The 22,535-nt window shown below is 63.8% G+C and carries 19 protein-coding genes; 15 read left to right on the top strand and 4 right to left on the bottom strand.

What is annotated here, in order from left to right; all coding sequences use genetic code 11:
• Positions 1–19: 19 nt before the first annotated feature.
• The 4 genes from ACP2YO_RS39705 (at position 20) to ACP2YO_RS39690 (ending at position 3,337) form a co-directional block, all read left to right on the top strand.
• Positions 20–796: a carboxymuconolactone decarboxylase family protein gene (locus tag ACP2YO_RS39705; protein WP_426436644.1), complete on the top strand. Its 777-nt coding sequence runs from the start codon at positions 20–22 to the stop codon at positions 794–796.
• Positions 797–865: 69 nt separating this feature from the next.
• A complete protein-coding gene (locus ACP2YO_RS39700; protein WP_426436643.1) occupies positions 866–1,642 on the top strand; it encodes an SDR family NAD(P)-dependent oxidoreductase in 777 nt (258 codons plus the stop codon).
• Between the two features lie 46 nt (positions 1,643–1,688).
• Entirely contained in the window at positions 1,689–2,483 is a 795-nt protein-coding gene (locus ACP2YO_RS39695) for a crotonase/enoyl-CoA hydratase family protein (RefSeq protein ID WP_426436642.1), read from the top strand.
• Between the two features lie 293 nt (positions 2,484–2,776).
• Positions 2,777–3,337, top strand: a complete 561-nt coding sequence (locus ACP2YO_RS39690; protein ID WP_426436641.1) for a carboxymuconolactone decarboxylase family protein — start codon at positions 2,777–2,779, stop codon at positions 3,335–3,337.
• 251 nt (positions 3,338–3,588) lie between these two features.
• Here the strand turns inward: ACP2YO_RS39690 and ACP2YO_RS39685 are convergent, their stop codons facing one another.
• Both ACP2YO_RS39685 and ACP2YO_RS39680 read right to left on the bottom strand, forming a co-directional pair.
• Positions 3,589–4,830, bottom strand: coding sequence for an MFS transporter (locus ACP2YO_RS39685; protein WP_426436640.1), 1,242 nt, complete (start codon positions 4,828–4,830; stop codon positions 3,589–3,591).
• A gap of 209 nt (positions 4,831–5,039) precedes the next feature.
• Positions 5,040–6,392, bottom strand: a complete 1,353-nt coding sequence (locus tag ACP2YO_RS39680; RefSeq protein WP_426436639.1) for a glycosyltransferase — start codon at positions 6,390–6,392, stop codon at positions 5,040–5,042.
• Between the two features lie 358 nt (positions 6,393–6,750).
• Between ACP2YO_RS39680 and ACP2YO_RS39675 the strand changes: the two genes are divergently transcribed.
• The 8 genes from ACP2YO_RS39675 (at position 6,751) to ACP2YO_RS39640 (ending at position 16,954) form a co-directional block, all read left to right on the top strand.
• Positions 6,751–7,701: a c-type cytochrome gene (locus tag ACP2YO_RS39675; protein ID WP_426436638.1), complete on the top strand. Its 951-nt coding sequence runs from the start codon at positions 6,751–6,753 to the stop codon at positions 7,699–7,701.
• A 434-nt stretch (positions 7,702–8,135) separates the two neighbouring features.
• Positions 8,136–8,861 carry a response regulator gene (locus ACP2YO_RS39670; RefSeq protein ID WP_426443431.1) on the top strand — a complete coding sequence of 242 codons (726 nt, stop codon included), beginning with the start codon at positions 8,136–8,138 and terminating at the stop codon, positions 8,859–8,861.
• A gap of 198 nt (positions 8,862–9,059) precedes the next feature.
• On the top strand, positions 9,060–9,701 hold the full coding sequence (locus ACP2YO_RS39665; RefSeq protein ID WP_426436637.1) for a DUF1127 domain-containing protein: 642 nt from the start codon (positions 9,060–9,062) through the stop codon (positions 9,699–9,701).
• A gap of 344 nt (positions 9,702–10,045) precedes the next feature.
• On the top strand, positions 10,046–10,918 hold the full coding sequence (locus ACP2YO_RS39660; RefSeq protein WP_426436636.1) for a cytochrome-c peroxidase: 873 nt from the start codon (positions 10,046–10,048) through the stop codon (positions 10,916–10,918).
• Positions 10,915–13,416 (top strand): two-component system VirA-like sensor kinase, encoded by a 2,502-nt coding sequence (locus ACP2YO_RS39655; RefSeq protein WP_426436635.1) that lies wholly within the window; start codon positions 10,915–10,917, stop codon positions 13,414–13,416. Before ACP2YO_RS39660 ends, ACP2YO_RS39655 begins: the two co-directional genes overlap by 4 nt.
• Before the next feature lie 144 nt (positions 13,417–13,560).
• Positions 13,561–13,863, top strand: coding sequence for a hypothetical protein (locus ACP2YO_RS39650; protein WP_426436634.1), 303 nt, complete (start codon positions 13,561–13,563; stop codon positions 13,861–13,863).
• Positions 13,864–14,131: 268 nt separating this feature from the next.
• Complete coding sequence (locus ACP2YO_RS39645; protein ID WP_426436633.1) at positions 14,132–15,502, top strand: FAD-binding oxidoreductase; 1,371 nt, start codon at positions 14,132–14,134, stop codon at positions 15,500–15,502.
• A gap of 222 nt (positions 15,503–15,724) precedes the next feature.
• Positions 15,725–16,954: an acyl-CoA dehydrogenase family protein gene (locus ACP2YO_RS39640; RefSeq protein ID WP_426436632.1), complete on the top strand. Its 1,230-nt coding sequence runs from the start codon at positions 15,725–15,727 to the stop codon at positions 16,952–16,954.
• A gap of 105 nt (positions 16,955–17,059) precedes the next feature.
• On the opposite strand, the gene ACP2YO_RS39635 is transcribed toward ACP2YO_RS39640, so the two are convergent.
• Positions 17,060–18,082 carry a GlxA family transcriptional regulator gene (locus ACP2YO_RS39635; protein ID WP_426436631.1) on the bottom strand — a complete coding sequence of 341 codons (1,023 nt, stop codon included), beginning with the start codon at positions 18,080–18,082 and terminating at the stop codon, positions 17,060–17,062.
• A 241-nt stretch (positions 18,083–18,323) separates the two neighbouring features.
• Here ACP2YO_RS39635 and ACP2YO_RS39630 point away from each other — a divergent pair, with 241 nt between their 5' ends.
• From ACP2YO_RS39630 to ACP2YO_RS39620, 3 genes are read left to right on the top strand one after another with little or no spacing between them, the layout of a single operon-like run.
• Positions 18,324–19,334 carry an alcohol dehydrogenase catalytic domain-containing protein gene (locus tag ACP2YO_RS39630; protein ID WP_426436630.1) on the top strand — a complete coding sequence of 337 codons (1,011 nt, stop codon included), beginning with the start codon at positions 18,324–18,326 and terminating at the stop codon, positions 19,332–19,334.
• Between the two features lie 42 nt (positions 19,335–19,376).
• Positions 19,377–19,811 (top strand): GFA family protein, encoded by a 435-nt coding sequence (locus ACP2YO_RS39625; protein ID WP_426436629.1) that lies wholly within the window; start codon positions 19,377–19,379, stop codon positions 19,809–19,811.
• 12 nt (positions 19,812–19,823) lie between these two features.
• Entirely contained in the window at positions 19,824–21,203 is a 1,380-nt protein-coding gene (locus ACP2YO_RS39620; protein WP_426436628.1) for an aldehyde dehydrogenase family protein, read from the top strand.
• A 19-nt stretch (positions 21,204–21,222) separates the two neighbouring features.
• On the opposite strand, the gene ACP2YO_RS39615 is transcribed toward ACP2YO_RS39620, so the two are convergent.
• On the bottom strand, positions 21,223–22,533 hold the full coding sequence (locus ACP2YO_RS39615; protein WP_426436627.1) for an MFS transporter: 1,311 nt from the start codon (positions 22,531–22,533) through the stop codon (positions 21,223–21,225).
• Positions 22,534–22,535 lie beyond the last annotated feature (2 nt).

The following is a 22,535-nucleotide window of genomic DNA, read 5'->3' as shown; positions in this document are numbered from 1 at the left end:
AATGCCACCGGAGACGCAAGTGGAACTGACAGCAAGACAACAGGAGCTCAAGGACGCTTACGTCAGGGCGCGTGGATATTGGAAAGCATGGACGGAAGGATTGCTACGCATCAATCCGGATTTCCTTGATACATACGCCCGTTACGCCGGTTACGCCGCGCAAAATGGACCGCTGTCCGAGCTGATGTGCGAGTTCATCTACATAGCCCTCGACGGTTCGGCGACACACCTCTTCGACTCCGGTCTGCGCATGCACATGAACATGGCGCTGGAACGTGGAGCTGCGCCGCAGCAGATCATGGAGGTCCTGCAGCTCGGAGTTGCTCAAGGGCTCGACGGGACGACGATGGGGGCCAACATCCTCGTTGAGGAATTGCAGGCGGCGGGACAACGCATCCCCGAATTCGAGGGGTCGTTGAGTGATTCGCAAGAGAGCCTGAAGGCGCATTACCAGCAGCGCTTCGGCGATTGGCCGCTCTATTGCGAGAGAATGCTCAGGTTAGATCCCGGCCATTTCGCGGTGATGCTTGATCTTCTGACCTGCGGTGTGCGGGGGCCAGGCCTCGACGAAAAATCGCGAACGCTGATCGTACTGGCGCTGAACGCCTGTTTCACCGAGCTGAACCCCGAGGGCGTACGTCTACAAATCCGCCGGGCATTGCGGCTCGGTATCAGTCGTGCCGAGATCCTCCTGGTGTTGCAGATGGCGGCTCACATTGGCATCCACGCTTGTTCGATCGGCGTGCTGTCGTTGGTCTCCGCCATGGAAACCAACAAGATTCCCCTCGAACATTGACGGTCGAGCCACGGCTGGGTCCTTTTGAAAGGTTGCGGCATGGGTAGACTCGAGGGAAAAGTTGCGATCGTGACCGGCGCGGGAAGAGGGCTGGGGCGAAGTTACGCAAAGCGGCTGGCGGCACTCGGCGCCAAGGTCGCTGTTACCGACGTCGATTTGAAGTCGTATCGCGAGTTCGAAGCGGAAGCGCAGAGTATGGAGGCCGACAGCACGGTTGCGGAAATCGAGGCAATCGGCGGCGTTGCGCTGGGTTTCGAGATGGATGTCACGGATCGGCAGGCCGTCGAAACGGCCGTCGAACGGATTGTTGGCGCCTGGGGGCGCGTCGATATTCTGGTTGCCAATGCGGGCGGCGGGCGTGGAAAGCCGGACCAGACGAAAGCCAGTACGCTGGATCCTGAGCTTCTCGACTTTGTGGTCCGCACGAATCTCTTTGGAACGACCTATTGTTGCAATGCCGTCGCGCCAATCATGAAAGAACAACGTTCGGGAAAGATCATCACCGTCGGCTCGATTGCAGGCTCGAGCCCTTCGCGCGAGGGCATCTATGCGCATTATGGTGCGACGAAAGCTGCCATTGCGCACTACACGCGTTTCCTCGCGCAGGATTTGGGTCCATTCGGGATTACGGCGAACTGCATAGCGCCCGGACTGATAGCAACCGGCCGTATCGTGCAGAACGTACTGCCGGGCAACATGGGCACCGCGGATCCCGTAAGTCTGATTTCGTTGCGTCGCCTCGGAACGGTGGATGATTGCAGCAACGTGATCGAATTTCTGGCGACGGAGCTGTCCGATTATGTGACCGGCGCGGTAATCCCGGTCGATGGCGGGATCATGCGATGAACTGCGCAGGCCTTTGCGTAGTTCCAATTTGAGAGGACGTTACAGGGTGAAAACAGAACGAGATCCAGCGGACGGCCGCATTCTACGCCGCAAGGTCGGGGCCATCCTGATCATCACGATAGATCGGCCGGCGAAGCTCAACGGCTTCAGCGCGGTAATGCTCGACGAACTATCGGAAGCGTTTGCGGAGCTGGAGAACGATCCCGCGGTACGATGCGGGGTTCTCTGCGCGGCGGGTAAGAACTTCACTGCCGGCCTCGAACTCAGCAAGCTTTCCGGACGCCTCGAAGGCGGATACCTGTTTCCTCCCGATAAGATCGACCCGGTCAACCTGCGGATACTTCGCACGAAGCCGGTCGTAGCCGCCGTTCAAGGCATCTGCTTTACGCTCGGCATCGAACTGATGCTTGCGGCCGACATCGTGATAGCCGCGTCCGATTGCCGGTTTGCGCAACTCGAGGTCAAGCGCGGGATCATGGCGAGCGCCGGTGCGACGATCCGCATGGCCGAACGTGCAGGCTTGGGCAATGCATTGCGCTTCCTGTTGACCGGCGACGAGTTCGACGCGAGCACGGCGCTTCGTCTCGGCTTCGTCCAGGAGATCGTTCCGCCGGGCGAGGAAAGTTCTCGCGCGATAGCGCTGGCAGAACGGATCGCGGCGCAAGCCCCACTTGCGGTCGCAGCCACACTTTCCAACGTCCGCAAGTCGGTGTTTGAAGGACCGGATGCGGCTGTCGCCGAGTTGCAAAGCTTGCAGAGGGGGTTGAGAAGCTCCGAAGACGCCGCCGAAGGCGTTCGAAGCTTCATCGAGAAGCGTCCCGGTCATTTTGTAGGTCGATAGCGACCCGGCCACGGCGGTGCGCAACCTGGCTGACGGCAGGAAACGAAGGGAAGAGCTTACGGCCGCGATGCGGGGCGCCGGCGTCGCATTCTTGCCGTTCCATATGGGTTCGATCGAATCCGGAGCGCAGTATCGAGAGGATTTGTTTTGCGATCGATCTCGACATCGGTTCGGAGGCAGAAGAAATCGGCAGACACGGCTTTCAACTGACTTCGCTCGCGCTGGTGAGGAAGCGCACAATACGATAGAGTCAGGCGTCAAGCATTGCCGGAAATTGGCAGCAGGAGAACGTGATGCGACTTCCCCTCATTCCGCCGGAAACACTTAAAGGCGAGCAGCGAGCCCTATATGACGATATGAAGAAAGGCATTGAGACCAGTTTCAAAGGTTTCAAGGCGATCGATGAGAGCGGCGCGCTTATCGGACCCTGGAACCCTTGGCTGACCTTTCCACAATTCGGAGGGCCTGTCTGGGATTTCACCAAGGCCATGGCGAGCGACCCGAAGTTGCCCAAGAGCGTGCGCGAGGTCGCGATCTTGGTGACGGGCACGCACTTCCACTCTGGTTATGAGCTCTATGCCCATATCCTGGTCGGCGAGGCGCGCGGGCTCTCGGATGAAACGATAGCCACCATTGTTTCCGGGGAGAAGCCGACGGTGCTGACCAAGGAGGAAGCGCTGGCTTACGATTTTGCTTCGGCGCTCGTGTCGGGCCGAATCGTGCCCAAGCTTCTTTACGATCAGGCGCAGAAGACGTTCGGGCGCGAAGGCATCGCCGAGTTGATCTATCTCGTCGGGCTCTACTGCGCAGTGTCCGTTGTCCTCAACGGTTTTGACGTACCGGTTCCTGAATAGAACCGCTATCATTATCGCCGTAGGAACGCTTGGGCATTAGACACCGAACCGGAAACGCCGAGCGGAAAAGCTCGCTAGTAACCTTTCGCTGTCCTCATGGGCCGAAGGCGTTTGATAGCCTGTCGGTCGTTGTGTCAGGTACCTCCTTGAGGGGGCGCTTGCGGACCGGCCTCCAAACTTGCGGGTTTCGTAGGCGATCTAGCGGAGAGTTCTGCCGCTGGATCATCGGCGCTCGACGTTCTCGGCTGCTGTCACGAAGGCGTAGCGCGTTCGGTCGCTACCATCGTCTCACGGTGCAAGCGCCCCTCGGCGGGGCGGGCAAGGAGCAGATAGAGCGTCAGTGCGAGCAGTGATGTCGTGGCCATGACGGCCGTCATCGAAAGCGCCGAGTGCCCATCGAAGAGGATCGCGACGAGGCCACCTGCGACGGCACCTGCGGTCATCTGAATGCTTCCGGCGGCGGCGCCGACCGCGCCGGCAATATCGGGCAACGGCTGCATCGTCGCATTCATGATGTTCGGCATGCTCAGCCCAAAGGCAAGCGCCACTGCCATCAGCAGTACGGCAACAAGGGCAGGCGGCGTCCAGTTGGCGAGCGTGATCGCGAGCAGCACGGTTGCGACCGTGGCCAACAGCGCAAGACCGATCGTCAAGACCGTGGCGGGTGTTATTCCGTGCCGGCCGAGGCGGCCATCGAGGAATGCGCCGCACATGACGGCCGCCGAACACGCGCTGAAGATCATGCCATACTGGTCCGGCCGCAAGTTGATGACGCCGATGAAGAACAGCGACGATCCCGTCACATAGGCAAAGACGGTGGCGCCGCCCGCCGCGCCGACCAGGATGAAGGCGAACGAGGCCGGATGCGTCAGCACGCGAAGATAGTCCGTGATGACAGCCGAAGGCAGCAGGCGACCGGCTGGGGCGATCCTCGCGCTTTCAGCAAAGCCCAACTGCACGACCAATAGCAGGACGACACCAACCGCGGCCTGCGTCGCATAAATCAGCCGCCAGCTGCCGACGGCGAGCAGCGCGGCGCCTGCACTGGGCGCGACCACGGTCACCACATTGACGGCAATCACGACATTGGAGATCTTCGCGCGCGCGGTCGTTTCGCCGAACAGGTCGCGGATGATCGCAAAGGTCATTGTCGTGCCCGCAGCGCCGACGCCCTGGATGAAGCGGCATATCAGCAGCATCTGCATCGACTGCGCCGCCGCGCAGGCGAGGCTCGCAACGACGAACAAGGCCACTCCGGCCATGACGACCGGCTTGCGGCCAATTCGGTCCGAGATCGGCCCGTAGACCAGTGGTGCCGCGGCGAGACTGAGCATGAAGGCACTCATGGTGAGGCCGATATCGGACGAGCTCACGCCGAGCGTGGTGCCGGTCGCGGCCAGCGCCGGCAGGTTGATATCGATGCCGGAATACGGCACGGCCGTAAGAACGCCGAGCAGCAGCGTGAAGGCGAAGGAGGTCGGCTGAATGTTCATGGTGCGAACGTTCCATTGCTTTCGGTTGCTCTAGAGCATGATCCGCAAAAGTGCGAAGCGGTTTTCCGTCGCGACAAACGCGGAGCGTTTGCGCGGAGATCATGCTTAAACAGGAAGCTAGAGCGTGATTGACGATCAACCTGATCTCATCGCGCTCTGGTCGCGAAGGAGGAAGTGACTTCCTCCTTCGCTCCGGACCGCTGATCGGATCAGCGCTGGCGCGCGACGCGCCGCGCCCTGTCCGTCGCCACCGGCTCGGATCGCAACGATGCGTTCTGGTCCGCGACCAGTTGGCCGATGATTCTGAGGATTTCCGACGGGGTGTCGATCCCGGCGAACTCGTCCCTCATTTGCGAGGCGCGCTGGCGGTAGCCTGGTTGATCAAGCACGGTCCGAACCGCCTGGCGCAGCGCTTCCTTCGTCGGCGCGTTGGTCTCAAGATCGATGCCGACGCCGGACCATGCGATCCGCGCATTGACGTCGGCCTTGTCTTCAGTGAGCCCCGCGCCGACCAGCGGAATGCCGTAGCTCATGGCCTGGTTGACGCTGCCATAGCCGCCGTTTGTGACGAGCACGTCCACCTTCGGCAGCAGCCATTCGAACGGCAAATAGCTTGCCAGCCGCACGTTGGAGGGAACAGGGCCGGGGATGGCGTCGACCGGCCGGCCTCCCGCCGTGGCGACCACGAGCACGTCGCCTTCATTGGCGAGCGCGGCCAGGGTCGGCGCGATCAGCAGGTCGAAATTGTGATTGGCCACCGTTCCCTGCGTCACCAGAACGACCTTGCGCGACCCGTCGAGTTCATGCGCCCACGGCGGCGGAGCAACCTGGCCGGGAATGATGGGGGGCGTGCCGACGAAATGCACTGACGGCGGGACCTCACGCGGAAATTCGAAGCTCGGCACCGACAATTGCAGGTAAGCGTCCGGAAGCGCGACACTGGCATCGAACACCGGCATCGCCAGCGGCCCGACACCCAGCGCCTTCAGCGTCTGGTTCAGGTGACGTCCCGCGGGCTGATCGACCGCCTCGTCATAGTCGTCCGCAATCGCCGCGTATTGCTCGCGCTGCTCGACCGTCGTCGCCGGCGGCAGGCCGAGGAAATTCGGAGCTCCATCCTCGCGTGGCCAGTGCAGCAGCGACGTGCCGCAGAGCGCAATCGGCGGCCGCTTGCGGCGCGGGCCGAGCAGCATCGGCAGCAGACCGAAAAACATGTCGTCGCCGAGGATGATGTCGGCCGGAAAGTCCTGCAAGATCATTTGCAGGCCGCGGTGCTGGGCGGCGATACTGTCGATGAACAACCGTTCCAGGGCGACGCGGAACCATTCGAATCCCGGCGGCATGGTCTTGAGTTCTGGAGCCCGCTCGAAGGGATTACCCGGGTCGAAATCAGCGTCGGCCGGAAGCGGAAAGAACTTTGCGCCGCTCGCTGCGACGCGGGCCTCGAAGCTGGAGCCGGTGTAGAAGGCGACCTCGTGGCCGTCGGCCTTCAAGATGCGGGTGATGGCCAGCATCGGGTTGACGTGACCCGGTGCGGGCACTGAAGCGATGAGAATCTTCATGTGATCGGTCCTCTGATTGTCGTTTGCATGCGCGGCCGTCGTATTTGGCGGCCGCTCGACTGAGCAGGGACATCTGCGGCTCTGCGCATTACGCCAGAGCTTCCGAGCGGCAGCGAAATGGTTACGGCGGCAATGCTTGATGGCGTTGCCGAGGCCTGGGGCGGGCTGCGGCACGCGCGCAAGTTACAGCCGTAACGCATGCTTGCGGTGTCGAAACAGCCGGGTAACGCCGCACCCATAGTGACGCACATCGCCAGCTGGCGCGCGCCGCAAATATTCGGCGGCGGCGTTTGCCGGAATCATCGGCGATTGTCTCTCGTGCGCTGGCCAAGCCGCACGCAATTCACTGAGAAATCACATGCGGAATATTGTCGGTCTGATTGCACTGCTCGTTGCCGCTGCACTGCTGGTCCGGTGCGGGCTTCGGGCCCTGCGGCTTAAATCTCGCATCTTGAAATGGGGCGGGGCTGGGCTCGCAGCCGCGCTGACGATCGCGGTATCGTCGGTCAGCGCGATCACGGCGGCGGGCTTAGTCAAGCAGCAGGGACGTGCCGCCCCGCTGCCCGATCTCTCGGTCGAATTGACGCCGGTGCGAATTGCGCGTGGCAAGGCCGTGGCCGACAGCTTTTGCAGCGGATGCCATACCACGACCGGCCCGCTGACTGGCGGGACGGACCTCGCGAAGGATCTTCCGGTCAACATCGGCTCGTTCGTCGCCGCCAATCTGACGCCTGCCGGAGCATTGAAGCACTGGTCCGACGGCGAGATCTTTCGCGCTGTTCGCAACGCTGTTGACGCGAACGGACGCTGGCTCGTGATCATGTCCTTCACCAACGCCAGCCGGTTGAGCGATGACGACACGATTGCGGTGATTGCCTATCTGCGCAGCCTCCCGGCCGCCGGCACGCCGACGCCTGGTCCGCTCGATCGCTTCAATTTTCTCGGCACCGCGATGCTGGGGGCGGGACTGTTGCCGGACGCCAAGCCGGTGACGGCCGCCAGCGTCGTTGCGCCACCGAAAGCGCCGACCGCTCAGTACGGCGAATACCTTCTGTCCTATCAGGACTGCCGCGAATGCCACGGCAAGACTCTCGCCGGTGGTGTGCCCGGTCAGTTGCCGCCGCTCGGACCCGATCTCGGCGTCGTCAAGGAATGGTCGCTGGCGCAATTCATCGCGACCATGCGCACCGGCATCGACCCCGGCGGCCATCAGATCAGCGACCAGATGCCGTGGCGCCCGATCGGACGCATGGACGATGACGAACTGGCGGCGATGTACCAGTACCTGACTCAGCTGCCACCCGCTTGATGCGCGGTTGGGCGGCTGCCTGACGGCGTGCGACGCTGCGCTGCTCGATTCGGCGCGCGGACTTTGCCGGCCGAATGATCCGAATCCTCCGCTGAGTGGCGATGCCTGCACCCGATGCGGGAGTGCGCGCGCTATCCAACTTTCCCGAACAGATCACGCTCAAAGATGGAACACGACGGGGCCATCGCCGGCATCACAATTCATCACGTGTAGGAGAGTCCGCAGAAAACGACCAAACAATGACTTAGTTGGGGACGACAACACGACGATGCTTCGCACCGAGATCGGTCCAGATCGACGTGCAGTTCGGGCATATGACTTTTACAGGGAATAGCGGGCAACTGAGGAACCCATTTTTGGTTCCAGACCGCAAGAGTCACGGATTACATGCTCAAGCCCAGATAGTCGCCCCCCGCCGGTTCAAGAGATCAATTATGTTGGCAGACGTCGGTCACATCATCGTTGTCGATGACGATCCCACATTGCGGCAGATGGTAATTAGATATCTGGAAGAGCACAGTGTGCCGACCAGGGCTGCGTCCAATCGGGCCGAATTGCATCGCCATCTCGAAGGAACCCAGCCCAGCCTGATCATTCTCGATCTCCGTCTCGGTCAAGACGACGGGCTCGATCTGCTGCGGGAAATCCGTTCGCATTCCGATGTGCCGGTTATCATCACCACCGGGCATCGGCCCGACGAAATCGATCGCATCGTCGGCCTCGAGCTCGGTGCTGACGATTACATTATCAAGCCGTTCAGCCTGAGAGAGCTGCTGGCGCGGGTGCGCGCGGTGTTGCGACGCCAGGAGATGGGACGGGCCGCGCGCGCCCGTGATCCCGAACGCGGCGGTTACCGTTTCAACGGCTGGAAGCTTGAGCGCCGCGGCCGCAGGCTGATCGATGGCGGTGATGCGCCGGTTGCCCTGAGCAAGGGCGAGTACGCCTTGCTGCTCGCCTTTCTCGAAGCGCCGCAGCGCCCGCTGACCCGCGAACATCTGCTGCAGGCAACCCGCGTCCACGAAGATATCTTCGATCGCAGCATCGACGTTCAGGTGCTGCGCCTGCGCCGCAAGCTGGAGACCGATCCGAGCGCGCCCCGCGTCATCCAGACAGAGCGAGGAATCGGCTACGTCTTTGCCGTACCGGTCGAGCCTTTTTAGGCCGTCGTCTCAATCGGATTACGGTGGTGACGTCGACGCGGGGTCGGCCGCCAGCGCCGGGCAAGGCGAACTGACCAACCGTCCGACAAATGACCACGAGGCGCTTGCGCGCCGTGGTGCGTTGCAATCGTAACCGTTTTGCTTGTGGTGGTGACGTCGGCGTAACAGCGCGACTTCAGATTGTCTCCTGCAAACATCGTGCAGGAGATCTATCTGATGCCGAAGCCGAACTCCGTTCCGAACGTGGATCATGTCGCGCGACCGCCCCAGAGCGGGGTCGATGGAACCGCCCGCGCCATCCGTTCCGTTGACCGCGGAACTGGCCGTCTGCCGCCGCAGCAGGGGGCGCACGAGTTGCCGCACTACATTTCGCGCGCGGCGGCATCGATTGAGGAGCCGGATCGTTCGCCCATTAGTTGGTGGTTGGCGACGCTGGCGTTTTTCGTTGAAGGTTGCGCGAGCTACGGCGCGGCGCTGTATCCGACCGTGGAGTTTCCGATTGCGCCAACGCCTGCGTCCGCAAAGGCTCCCAAGCCGCGTCTGGTTGGCGATCGGCAGGCGGCAGCTGCGGAAGAAGGCAGGTCGCCGTCACTGGAAAACAGCATCACCACCGGTCTGGGGTGCACCGTGTGGGCTGACGCGCGTCCGCGCCGCCGCTGGAACTGGCTGAGTTCCATTGGCGAACCGGTGGTGGCGCTCTGGAAGCACTGGCGCCGGGAGCGGGATATCCAAAGGGCGGTGGCGGCGCTAGCGGAATACGATGATCGGACCTTGCGGGATCTGGGCATCTGCGGTCGATCGGACATTGAGCGCGTGGTGAGGCACTCCCGTGATTACTGACGCTGTCTATTTTCTGGTCGCAGGATTGGGTTTCTATCACGCGGCGACCCGTTCCATTTCGCACGGCCTCAGGGTGAGCTTGGCCGGCCTGACGCCGCACACCTGGGTTGGACGGCGTTGGCGGCCTCGGCGGAACCGCGATCTCTCATTGATCAAGAATTCTTGAAAAGGGGGAACAATTCTCTCCGTGAGCGCACATTGCCGAAATGTCACCTGGCGTCTATTTGGGGGACTTGTCGTTCGCCCTGATCAGAATTCTTCGTGAATTGATGCCTCGACGCCACATTGTCGCGGCTTGCGCGTTGCTCTCGGCTTGCCTTCTGCCATCTCCGGCGCCATCCCAGTTGCCGGCGCTGGTACCGGTATTGAGCCGCGCGGAGGAGCCGATCACGCCGATACCCGCTCCTCCCGGGATAGATCCGCTGAAGGTCAAGCTCGGCGAGCGCCTCTTCAACGATATCAGGCTGTCGCATGACAATTCGCAGAGCTGTTCGTCGTGCCATGACCTCGCCGCGAACGGGGCGAGCACAAAACGGTTCGACGTTGGCGTCGATGGCGGGCAGCAGCGGTTCAACACGCTCACGGTGTTCAATTCGACGCTGAACTTTCGCTTCGGTTGGGAGGGAAAGGTTCGCACCGTCGAGGACGACATCAAGGCATTGCTGGAAAGCCCGCGGATCATGGGCAGCAGTCTCGCCGAGGTCACGACGAAGCTCGATGGCGATTCAGAGATGCGCGCCAGCTTCGCCGCGGCCTACGGCCATCGCCCCGATGCCGCCAGCATCGTCGATGCCATGGCAAGCTTTGCGCGGACGCTGGTCACGCCCGGCAGCAAGTTCGACCGCTGGCTTACCGGAGATGCCGGCGCGCTGTCGGACGATGAACTGGACGGATACCATCTGTTCAAATCGCTGGGCTGCGTCGCCTGCCATCAGGGGGTCAATATCGGCGGCAATCTGTTTCAGCGCCACGGCATTTTTCATCCCCTGGCGTCACCGGATCCGGCCATCCTGCGCGTGCCGAGCCTGCGCAATGTCGCAACGACGCCGCCTTACTTTCACGACGGCAGCGCGCCTACGCTTGACGACGCCGTTCGCAAGATGGCGCTCGCGCAACTGAACGCGAAGCTGACCGACGCGCAGGCGAAGGCGCTCGTCGCCTACCTGCAGAGCCTGACCGGGGAATATCGCGGCGTACCTGTGGGAGTTGCGCCATGAAGGTTGCGCCCGCTGCGATCGCCGTATCGTTCCTGCTCGCGCTGTTGACGTGGCTTCTGCTGAACGGCTTGAACATGAATTCGGCCCGCTATGACCGCCAGTCGCAGGCGCTCGCCGATTTCGGCCGGTCCGAACGCGGCATCACCCGTGAAGTGCTGACATCGCGCGCCGGTTTGTCGCGGAACTATGACCCCCTGGTGCGAATGGTGGATACCTATGATGGTGCGCTGGCGCGATTGCGCGAGGCGGTCGGCTCGGACAGGGAGGAAGCAGCGGCGGTCGACGCGCTGGCCGCACGCGCGGGGCAGCAGGAAGAGCTGATCGAGCAGTTCAAGAGCAAGAACGCGTTGCTGCAGAACTCCCTGGCCTATTTCAGTCTGTTCGGCGAGCGCCTTGCATCGTCGGAAGACAAGTCGCTGGTGGCGGGTACCTCCGCGCTCGCGGCCGCCATGCTGCATCTGACGCTCAACACGTCCGACGCGGCAGTGCAGGAGGTCCAGGCGCGGCTCGAGGGTCTGGCGCAGCTGCAGACCCCGTCGGGGGAAATCGATTCGATTCGCGCCATCCTTGCGCACGGTCAGCTGCTGCACAACCTGCTCCCGTCCGTCGATGTCATCCTGAAAGCGCTGGTCGAACAGTCCAGCATCCGCGAGCAGGATGATCTGCACGCCCTGATCATGCAGCGTCAGCTCGCTGCGCGTGCGGCAGCCCGCCAGAACCGCCTGTTGCAGTACGCCACGTCGCTATTGCTGCTCGGCGGTCTGGTGTATTTCGGCCTGTTGTTGCGCGCGCGGGCCATCGCGCTGCGCCGTCGCGCGGCGTTCGAGCACATCATCGCCGACATCTCGATGCGGTTCATCGACTCGCGGCATGACGAGATCGCCGGCCATGTCGAGCGGGCGCTCGAGCAGCTTGCCGGCTATATCGGCGCGGACCGGGCCTATTTTGCCTGCCGTGCCGGCGCCACTGTCAGCGCTTATCGATGGTCGCGCGAAGGCGTCGGGTTCGGGGAGGGATGGCCGGAGCGGGTGTTCGATCTGGTGCCGCGGATCGACCGCGACCGCGCCGACATCATTTACATCCCGAAGGTCAAGCCGAGCCATCCGTACGACACGACCAATCTGCTCGCGGAGGCCGGCGTTCGCGGCTGGTTGTGCATCACGGCCCCATCGGGACAGCTGCGCGCGACGGTTCTCGGCTTCGATGCGGTGCGGGCCGACGCGCTGACCCAATGGGCCGAATTCGCGCTGTTCCGCATGGCCTCCGACGCCATCCGCAACGCCATCGGCCGGGTTCGGCTCGAACAGGAAACGGAGCGGCTTCAGGCCAGCCTGCAACAGGCCCGCCGGATGGAAACGATCGGCACGTTCGCGAGCGGCATTGCGCACAACTTCAACAACATTGTCGGTGCCATCCTCGGCTATGCCGAAATGGCCGACGCCGGCGTGAAGTCGGGCAGCCGCGCCGCGGCGAACCTGGCGGAAATCCGCCGCGCCGGCGAAAGGGCGCGCGAGCTCGTTGGGCAGATCCTGACCTTCGGCCGGCGCGGGAAGGTCAGGCGGGAACGCATCTCGATCGAGGCGCTGGCCGCAGAGACCGCGGCGCTGCTCGGCGCATCGTTGCCGTCGCATGTCAAGCTTGCGATCACTGAGATCGACGAAGCGGCGACCGTGTGGGGCGAACCGGCGCAATTGCAGCAGGTCATCCTGAATCTCTGCAACAACGCCGCCCAGGCAATGCAGCAGCCGGGCTTGATCGAGCTGCACGTCGGCGTGCAAGAAATCATGCAGCCGTTGTGGATTCGGCGGACCGAGCTGGCGCCGGGCCGCTTCACCATCATTTCCGTGTCCGATCCCGGACCCGGCATGGACGAGGCGACGCTTGAGCGGATCTTCGAACCGTTCTTCACGACACGCGCCGACGGCAGCGGTCTTGGGCTGGCGACCGTCCGCGAGATCGTCGAGCAGCACTGCGGCGCGATCGATGTGCATAGCGCGCCCGGCGCCGGTACGCGCTTTGACGTCTGGCTGCCGGCGAGCGGATCGGGTGAGCCGATATCGGCGCAGCGCGCGCCGGATCTCGCGCTTCGCGGCGCCGGTGAAACCGTCCTGGTGCTCCAGCCCGACCGCAGGCGCCTGATGCGCTACGAGGAAATTCTCGCCGCGCTCGGCTACGAGCCGGTCGGCTTCGTTGGGCTCACCGAAGCCGAGGCGGCCTGCCGCGCCGAGCGAGCGCGTTTCGACATGGCGTTGGTGTGCCACGTGCCCGGAGGATCTTCGCTCCTTCTCGCGGGGGCGCTGCATGCGGCGGCGCCTGGCCTTCCGATCATTCTCGCAAGTCCCTCGACACGTGATCTCGGTGCGCCATTGCTGGCGGCTTCGGGAGTGACGGAACTGATCTATCACCCGCTCGTGTCTGCCGAGCTTGCCGCCGCATTGACGCGATGTCTTGCGACACCGAGCGGCGAAAGGATCCAGCGGATCGCATCGGCGCGATAGGGCTCTTTTGCCGGCACCGGGCCATCGCGCCGTTTCACCCGTAACGCGATATGGTGCGCGCGTAGTCATCATGTCGTGCGCTCCTCCTATCCATCGCACCTGGTCGTTCACTCGAGAACGATTCAACACGATTGCGATAGGAGAATGATGATGTCCAAACGACTTGGTCTCGGTGTTGTCGCCGTCTCGTTTCTGTTCAGCTCCGCGCCCGGTGTCGCGGGTGGGGAACGTCCGACAAGCGCCGTCCAAAGCCTGTCAACCGGTTCGTCCGGCCGTGATGAGGACTCGGAAAAATTCGCCAGTTTGTTCCGCTCGGCTCCGATCGGCCACCGGCAGCCGCGCCTAAGCGACATTCCGGAGGCCGCTCAATTGTCACCGCTCGAATTGGAATTGCGGCGGTTGGACGAGGAGATCGACCGTAAGCTTATCATCTGCCGCGACTGTTGAGCCCCAAGGTCGATAAGGCTCCGCATCGCCGCGTGGCCCTTATCGACTGCTCAAGACAGCTTGTCGGCGACGCAGTCTGCCGCCATGCTACGGATGTAACGCAATATCCAATCCTCGAAAATCTCCCGTAACCGATCTCGCTCACCGTGCGGACTCCGAGCTGCAACTCGCACAGCTCCGCATCCGATGCCGGCCTATTCGGAGTTGTGCGCGAGCTACGGCTTCAAAGAGTTGCCTCAAGCCGGCGAGATCATGACGGGAGAGCGTGATGAACGTACACAGCACTTCGGAGTCAGCCGCGACGCGTGAACTGCGTGTCATCATGCAGGGAAGAGTCGTCTCACGCGGTGATGATGACTATCCTCGCACGCGGAAGATATGGAACGGCGCCGTGGAGAACGAGCCGGCGTTGTTTGCAGTGTGCGAGACCTCGGCGGACGTGCAGGCAGCCGTGCGCATCGCGCGTCAACACGGGCTGCCCTTATCCGTGCGCGGCGGCGGACACGACTGGGCGGGACGCGCTTTATGCCCTGATGGACTCGTCATTGACCTGAGCCGCATGGGGCAAGTCGTCGTCGACCCGCATACACGGGTAGCAACCGTCGCCGGCGGGGCAAAGGCCAAGGATGTGGCCGCCGAGGCTGGTGCGTATGGTCTGGTCGCGGCGATGGGCAACTGCGGCGCGGTTGGCATGGCCGGCCTGACGCTGGGCGGCGGCTACGGCCCCCTCAGTGGCACCTGCGGCCTGGCGGCGGACAACCTGCTTGGCGCCGAGATCGTGCTGGCGGACGGGCAGCGCGTGACCACCGGTCCCGACGCGGCGCCTGAGCTGTTCTGGGCGCTGCGCGGCGGCGGCGGCAACTTCGGCGTCGTGACCTCCCTGCGGGTCCGCCTTCATCCGGCACGCGACATGCTCGCGGGATCGATCATCTACGGCTGGAACGAGGCCGGCGCGGTCCTGCGCCGCTACGCGGCATTCGCTCCCACCGCGCCCGACGAGCTTGGCGTGGCCGTCGGCGTGATATCCGGCCCGGATGGCGGACCCGTCATCATGATCGTGCCGCTGTGGAACGGCGAGCGCCGCCAGGGCGAGCGTGCCATGGAAGGCCTGCGGGCCTTCGGCTCGCCGCTATCCGCCCAGGTCGGACCGGCGACTTATTCTGACCTGCTCGCCCACTTCGACGCGTGGGTGGAAGCCGCGGACGGCTATCACTGGGAGACCCGGACGCGCTGGCTGCCCGCGCTCACCGCGGACGCCGCCGACGCGATCATCGCGGCGAAGGCCCGGGCGCCGTCGCCGGATTGCTCGGTCTTTTGGCACCACTTCCACGGTGCCGCGACGAGGATGCCGCCGGCGGGCGCCGCGTTCGGCCTGCGCAGCGAGCACCTCATGATCGAGATCGTCGCGGGCTGGAAGCCCGACGGAGACGGCGCGGCGCACCGGCGCTGGGCAGAGGATCTATGGCAGAAGCTCGCCCCGTTCGCGCTGCCGGGCGGTTATGCCAACCTGCTCGGACCGAATGATCGCGAACAGGCGGCGGGAGCTTATGGCGGAAACGCCGCCCGGCTTCGGGTCCTCAAGCGCCGCTTCGATCCGGATGGCGTCTTCGCGTCCGCCATCCCGCTGCCGGAAGGGTGAACCCGGCCCGTGGCGTTTGAAACGCATGGAGCTTGAAGCATGCAACCACGGAAGCGCAAACGCGTCGCGAGAATTACGGATGTAGCGCGGCTCACCGGATTGGAAATTTCTCGCTAACACGGTGCGCGCAGCCTGGCGAGCATGCCGCCAAGCGGCCCTTGACCTCAAAAGACCAACCTCACGTTCCCGCAGGTGCTGCGGTACAACATTCGGGAGATCAGCATGACGACCAATGTCCAGCTTGCACATCGAGGCGCAGACGCGCCCGTCAAACAACAGCCGATTGGGCATGAAGCCGCGCGGCTGCTCGCCGCCATCGAGGATCTGGCGCCGGAGCTTGCTGCTCGCGCCGGCGAGATCGAGAGCGTCCGCCGAATTCCTGCCGACATCACCGACCGGCTGGGACGCATGGGCCTTTTCCGAACCCTGGTGCCGCGCAGCCATGGCGGGCTGGAGCTGAGCGTGCCCGAGGTCTTGCCCCTGATCGAGGCCTTGTCCGCGGCTGACGGTTCGGTCGGCTGGGTGGCCATGATCGGCACGGCGTCGCAGGTGTTCCGCACACGGGTATCGCGGGCGACATTCGACAAGATCGTCATGGGCAGAGCCGATGCGCTCACCGTCGGAGTCGGCACGCCGGCAGGGCGCGGTGAGGCCATCGACGGCGGTTATCGGGTCTCGGGACGCTGGCCGTTCGCGAGCGGCTGCCAGAACGCACAGTGGATCGCTGGTTGTTTCGTCATCCACAAGGACGGTGCGCCGGTCATGTCGGACGGACGCCCGCTGACGGGCTTCATCGTGCTTCCAGCCGAGTGCTGGCGCATCGAGGAGACATGGCAGGCCTCCGGACTGACAGGCAGCGGCAGCCATCATGTGGTCCTCGACAATGTGACCGTCGCCGAGGCCGAGACCTTCGATCTATTTCATGGGTCGTCATGCCTGCCGGGGCCCTTTGCGAGTGCCATAACGCCATTCATCGGAAGCTTGCATGCCGCCGTTGCCACCGGCATTGCGACCGGGGCGGTCGCCGACCTCGTCGCTATGGCCGGCAGTGGCCGCCGCCAGCTCTTCGCTACAGCCGATCTCAGGGACTCGCCTGTCTTCCAGCATGAACTTGGCCGGCTCGGCGCAGCGCTGCGCGCGGCGCGTGCACTCATGCTGGTTCAGGCCGAGAGCGACTGGCGTCGGGCGCTTGCCGGCGCGCTCGACGGCAAGGCGGATTTTGTGCAAAGCCTGCAGGGCTCAGCCTGGATCCATGCGACCTGCAGCGACGTCGTCAGTGGCTGCTATACGCTGGGCGGATCCAGCGTCGTGTTAAATGCGTCGCCGCTGCAGCGGCGCTTGCGCGATATTCACGTCGCAAGGCAACATGCCTTCGCCCAGGAGCGGTTCTACGCACGCGCCGGCGCAAACGCGCTCGGCTTTCCCCCGGTCGATCCGATTTCGGGTCAATAGTGCCTGGTGGGCGCGGCAAGACTCGAATCTGCAACCAGACCGGTATGGGCGGCGGGATAATCCCGCCGCGGTCCGCTAGGCGCGCCAAAGCCCGCCAGGCATCTCTCAACTCGCCGATCGAAAGCGCTCCCTGTAAGCGGTCGGGCTCAAGCCCAGGCGTCGCTGAAACAGGCGGCGAAGCACTTCGGCGCTGGTGAAGCCGCAATTCTTGGCGATGGTCTCGAGTCGGTTCTCGCCATCCTCAAGAGCGCGCCGCGCGGCATCGAGGCGCGCGCGTTCCACGAAAGTGCCGGGCGGTATTCCGGCCTCTCGCTGGAAGTTACGAGAGAAGCTGCGCGTGCTCATATCCACGCGTTCCGCAAGCACCTCGAGCGTAAGATCGGCATCGAGATGATCGAGTATCCAGCGCTGCAGGACGGCGATGGGGCCGTCGCCGTCGAGTTGGGCTGCGAGATGCGCGCTGAACTGCGACTGACCACCAGGCCGTTTGAGGAAGAGCACCAGCAACCGGGCGGTAGCAAGTGCCACGTCGCGCCCGAGATCGTCCTGTACCAACGCCAAGGCGAGGTCCATGCCTGCAGTCATGCCGGCCGTGGTGTAGAAGCGGCCGTCTCGCAGAAAGATCGGATCCGGCTCGACCCGGATTGCCGGGTAGCGCCGCGCCAATTCATCGCAAAAGAACCAATGCGTGACGGCGCGGCGGCCGTCGAGTAGACCGGCCGCCGCCAGCAGGAAAACGCCGGTGCAAATTCCGCTTATCCGGCGGATTCCTCCGGTCGCCTGCCTGAGCCAGTCGATACAGGGTCGGCAGTCAGAATTGTCGACCCCAGGCGAGCCGGCCACGATCAGGGTATCGAGCTCCAAAGGCGCCGCCGTCGCAATCGAACGAGTCGCGATCAAGCCAACACCGGAGGATCCCTCAATGGCTCCGAGGCGGTCGGCCCAGATCTCAACCTGGTAGGCGATGGGAGAGTGGGGTGAGCGCTGAGCGACAACGATGTTGGCGGCCGCAAAGACGTCGAGCGGCCCGACAGCGTCGAGCAACAGGATGCCCGGATAAACAAGAATACCAATCTGACGCGGTTCGGAACCGCCCGAGGGAGCATGTTTGACGGGCTGCGGTTTCATGACGGCGCCAGCATGCCCGATCGGAAAGCTTTGAGCCAGACCAGGCAGCCGTCGCCACGAAGCGTGTGGTCAATTTCGCACTGCGTAGCTCACTGGGTATCGCTGGAGAGAGATCGCCAAGCCTCGGACAAATCGATGCGATTGGCACGAAACGTGGGACCAATGGCGTGGCCTACGGTGGTGCTAGCTCGGTAGATTGTGGCTGCAACAGTGAGCGGCGGAGGGACAAGTGGCAAACAGGATGTCCACCTATCGTGCGGTGCAGGCGGTGAGCCCGGGCAAGCTGGAGCTGACCGAAAAGCCGCTGCTCGATCCGCCGGCGGGCCACGTCCGCATTCGTGTCGAGGCGTGCGGCGTATGCCATTCGGATTCTGCGACGGTGGAGGGGATCTTGCCGATCGAGTGGCCGAGGGTGCCCGGCCACGAAGCGGTCGGACGGATCGACGCAATCGGAGAAGGCGTCCAAGGCTGGACAATGGGCCAACGCGTCGGCGTAGGCTTTCTCGGCGGCAACTGCGGATACTGTGTGCATTGCCGCGATGGCGATCTCGTGAACTGCATCAACCAGGGCTACACTGGAGTGCAGCACGATGGCGGTTACGCCGAGGTGATGCTCGCCAAGTCGAGCGGCTTGATCGCGGTGCCGGACGATCTCTCCTCGGTCGATGCTGCGCCCCTGTTATGCGCCGGCTTGACGACCTTCAGCGCGCTCAGGAACTCGCCGGCGCGGGCGGGAGATCTGGTTGCGGTGTTCGGGGTTGGCGGACTAGGCCACCTCGGCGTGCAATACGCGCGGCGGATGGGGTTCGAGGTCGTCGCGATCGACCGCGGTGACGACCGGGCCGAGCTGTCGAAGAAACTGGGCGCGCACCACTATATCGACAGCTCCACCACCGATGTCGCCAAGGCACTGCAGGAGCGTGGCGGCGCGCAGATGGTGCTGGCCACCGCCTCGGGTGGCAAAGCGGTCGCCGCCGCCCTCGGTGGCTTGCGCCGTGGTGGCGTGGTGATTTCGCTCGGCGCGACCGATGAGCCGATCGAGCTGTCGGCGTTTGAACTGCTGTTCAAGCAACTTGGTGTCGACGGCGCCCTGACGGGGACCCCTGCGGCCGGCGATGCAACGCTCAAATTCAGCGCGATGAGCAATGTCGCCGCCATGATCGAAACCATGCCGCTCGAACGGGCCGCGGAAGCCTACGCGAAGATGATGTCAGGCACGGCGCGCTTCAGGATGGTGCTGACGATGAGCTGAGCGCCCGGTCAGGCTGCGCTTTCACTGTGGAAAGGTAGACCAATGAGCGACGACGCACCCCAAGTCCCCGCCGCGCTGACGGGCCGCTGCATGTGCGGCGCGGTCACCTATAAGATCACCGAAAAGTCGATGGTGGACGGCCTGTGCCACTGCGACCGCTGCCGGCCGCAATCGGGGAGTGCGTTCTCGACGATCATCTTCATCCACCGCAGCGCGATGACGCTCACCGGCGAGACCAAGGTCTTCGACGACATCGGGACGAGCGGGCTCAGGGTGTTGCGCCGGTGCTGCGCGGCCTGTGGTTCGCCGCTGACCACCGAGCCCGACCTGACTCCGGATCTGATGATGGTCAAGGCCGGCACCCTCGATGCCAACGACTGGTTCCACCCGGTGTGGGAGTTGTTCGTCGGCCGGCGCAGACCCTGGGTCAGCCCGGTCCCCGGCGCCAAGCAACTCGAAGCCAATCCTGAACTTTGAGGCGGAAATCCCATGAATCAATTCCAGAAAATCTTTGACGCGCAGAAAGCGCTGTTCGCCACGGGGGGCACGCGCACGTATGAATGGCGCGTTGACCAGCTCGATCGCATGGCCCGCATGATCAAGGAGAACGAAGCGCGCTTCCAGAAGGCGATGGCCAGGGACTTCAAGACCGCCTCTCAGGAATACATCTTCGAGACCGCGGCGTCTGCCGGCGAGAGCGAGGTTCAGAAGAGCCAGCTGCGGGAATGGATGAAGCCGGTCGAGGCGCCAGTACCGCGCTTCCTGGCTAAAACCGGCCACAAGGGGATGATCTATCGCGAGCCGTATGGCGTCGCGCTGATCATCGGGCCGTTCAACGGACCCTTGCTCTTGCTGATCCGTCCGGCGCTTACGGCGCTCGCGGCCGGCAACACCTGCATTCTCACGCTGAGTGAAGCGCTCCCGGCAACGACCGAAGTGCTGCGCGAGCTTGTCCCGAAATATTTCGATCCGAGCGCCGTGACGTTCGTGGCCGGCGGCAAGGAGCAGAACACCGAACTCCTGAAGCTGTCGTTCGACTTCATCTTCTTCACCGGCAGCACACATGTCGGCAAGATCGTCGCGCGGGCGGCGGCGGAAACCCTCACGCCCGTCCTGCTCGAACTCGGCGGGATGAACCCGGCACTCGTGGACGAGACCGCCAACATCCCCGACGCCGCCAAGAAGATCGTTTGGGGCGCGATGGCCTGGGGCGGCCAATGGTGCACATCGCCGGGATACGCCTATGTCCACGCGTCTGTCGCGGACGCCTTCGCCGCCGAGGCCAGGAAGGCGCTGGTCGAGCTGTTTGGTGAAGACCCGAAATCCAATTCCGACTATTCGCGCATCATCAGCGCACGTACGGTTGATCGGCTGGCCTCGCTCATCGATCCCGCCAAGGTGATCGCCGGTGGCAAGTCGGACCGGGATGCGCACTACCTCGATCCCACGCTGCTTTATCCCGTCACCTGGGACGACAAGGTCATGGAGGACGAGGTCTTCGGGCCAATCCTGCCGATCCTCACCTACACGTCGCTGGATGAGGCGTTCGGGCGGATCGCGGCGACGCCGCGTCCGCTTGCCGGTTTCATCTTCAGCCGCGACCAGAACACCATCGATCGGTTCATCGGCCAGCTGTCCTACGGGGGCGGCGGCGTGAACCTGGTGAACGTTCATTTGTTCGTCGAGACCATGCCGTTCGGCGGCACCGGGTCCGCCGGGATGGGCCACTACTACGGAAAATACGGCTTCGAAGCGCTCACCCATGCCAAGTCGATGCTGATCTCTCCGCCCGACGTTGCGATCGACCACCTATACTCGCCCTTCACCGACGAAAAGAACCGGGCGCTACAAGGGTGGTTTGAGTATTGAGACGATAGCCTGCCCGTCCTCACGCCGCGGCGAGCACCGGTTGCGCCGGCTGCCGGGTGATCATCAGCGACAGGACGGCCGCGACGATGCCGGTCAGGCCTGCGATCATGAAGGCCTGCAGATAATCGCCCTGGGCGGACCGCATGAAGCCGGCGAAGAACGCGGCGCAGGCGGCGCCGAGCTGATGGCCGGCGACCACCCAGCCGAACACCAGCGGCGCGTTCTTGTCGCCGAACGCTTCGTTGGCGATGCGCACGGTCGGCGGCACGGTCGCGATCCAGTCGAGACCATAGAACACCGCGAACACCGACAGGCTGACCAGCGAGAAGTCCGAGTAGGGCAGGTAGATCAGCGACACGCCGCGCAGTCCGTAATACAGGAACAGCAACTTGCGCGGATCGAAGCGGTCGGTGAGCCACCCCGAGAATGCGGTGCCGAACAGGTCGAAGAATCCCATCAGCGCGAGCAGGCTCGCCGCCTGCACTTCGACGATGCCATGGTCGCTGCAGAACGCGATCAGATGGGTGCCGACGAGACCGTTGGTGGTGAAGCCGCAGATGAAGAAGGTGGCGAACAGGAACCAGAACGCCCGCGTCTTCGCCGCGCGCGCGAGGTTGCTGAACGCGGCGGTGAACGGATTGCCCTGCGCCGGTGGCGCGGGATGATCGTCGTGCGGGCTGCCGAACGAGCGCAGGCCGACCGAAGCGGGCCGCTCGGGCACCAGAAGATACACCAGCGGAATCAGCGCCGCCGAGCACGCAGCCACCGTCAGCACGACCGGCTTCCAGCCACCCCATTCCACCAGCGCCGCGAGGCCCGGCATGAATATCAGCGTGCCGGTCGCGGTGCTCGCCGTCAGCAGCCCCATGACGAGGCCTCGATTGGTGGTGAACCAGCGATTGACGATGGTGGCGCCGAGCACGTTGGCGACCGCGCCCGAGCCGATGCCGGAGAGCAGTCCCCATGTCAGGAACAATTGCCACGGCGTGGTCATGAAATAGCTGGCGCCGGTCGACGCCGACATCAGCGCGAGCGCGCCCAGCACGGTGCGGCGGATGCCGAAGCGCTGCATCACGGCCGCGGCGAACGGACCCGCGAGGCCATAGAGGAAGATGCCGACCGCGGCGGACGACGAGATCACGCCGACGTTCCAGCCGAAGGCCTGTTGCAGCGGCAGCATCAGCACGCCCGGCGTCGCGCGCAGGCCCGCCGAAGAGAGCAGCGCAAGGAAGATCACGGCAACGACGACGAACGCGTATTTCTGGCCGAACGGCCGTCTCGACACGGGGGCGGGTTGAAGGGAGGCGGGTTGAAGAAAGGAATTTGGCATGT

This window comes from Bradyrhizobium genosp. P (assembly GCF_049949265.1).
Taxonomy (GTDB): domain Bacteria; phylum Pseudomonadota; class Alphaproteobacteria; order Rhizobiales; family Xanthobacteraceae; genus Bradyrhizobium.
The sequence above is the reverse complement of the archived record's forward strand: the minus strand, read 5'-3'. Positions and strand labels throughout refer to the sequence as shown.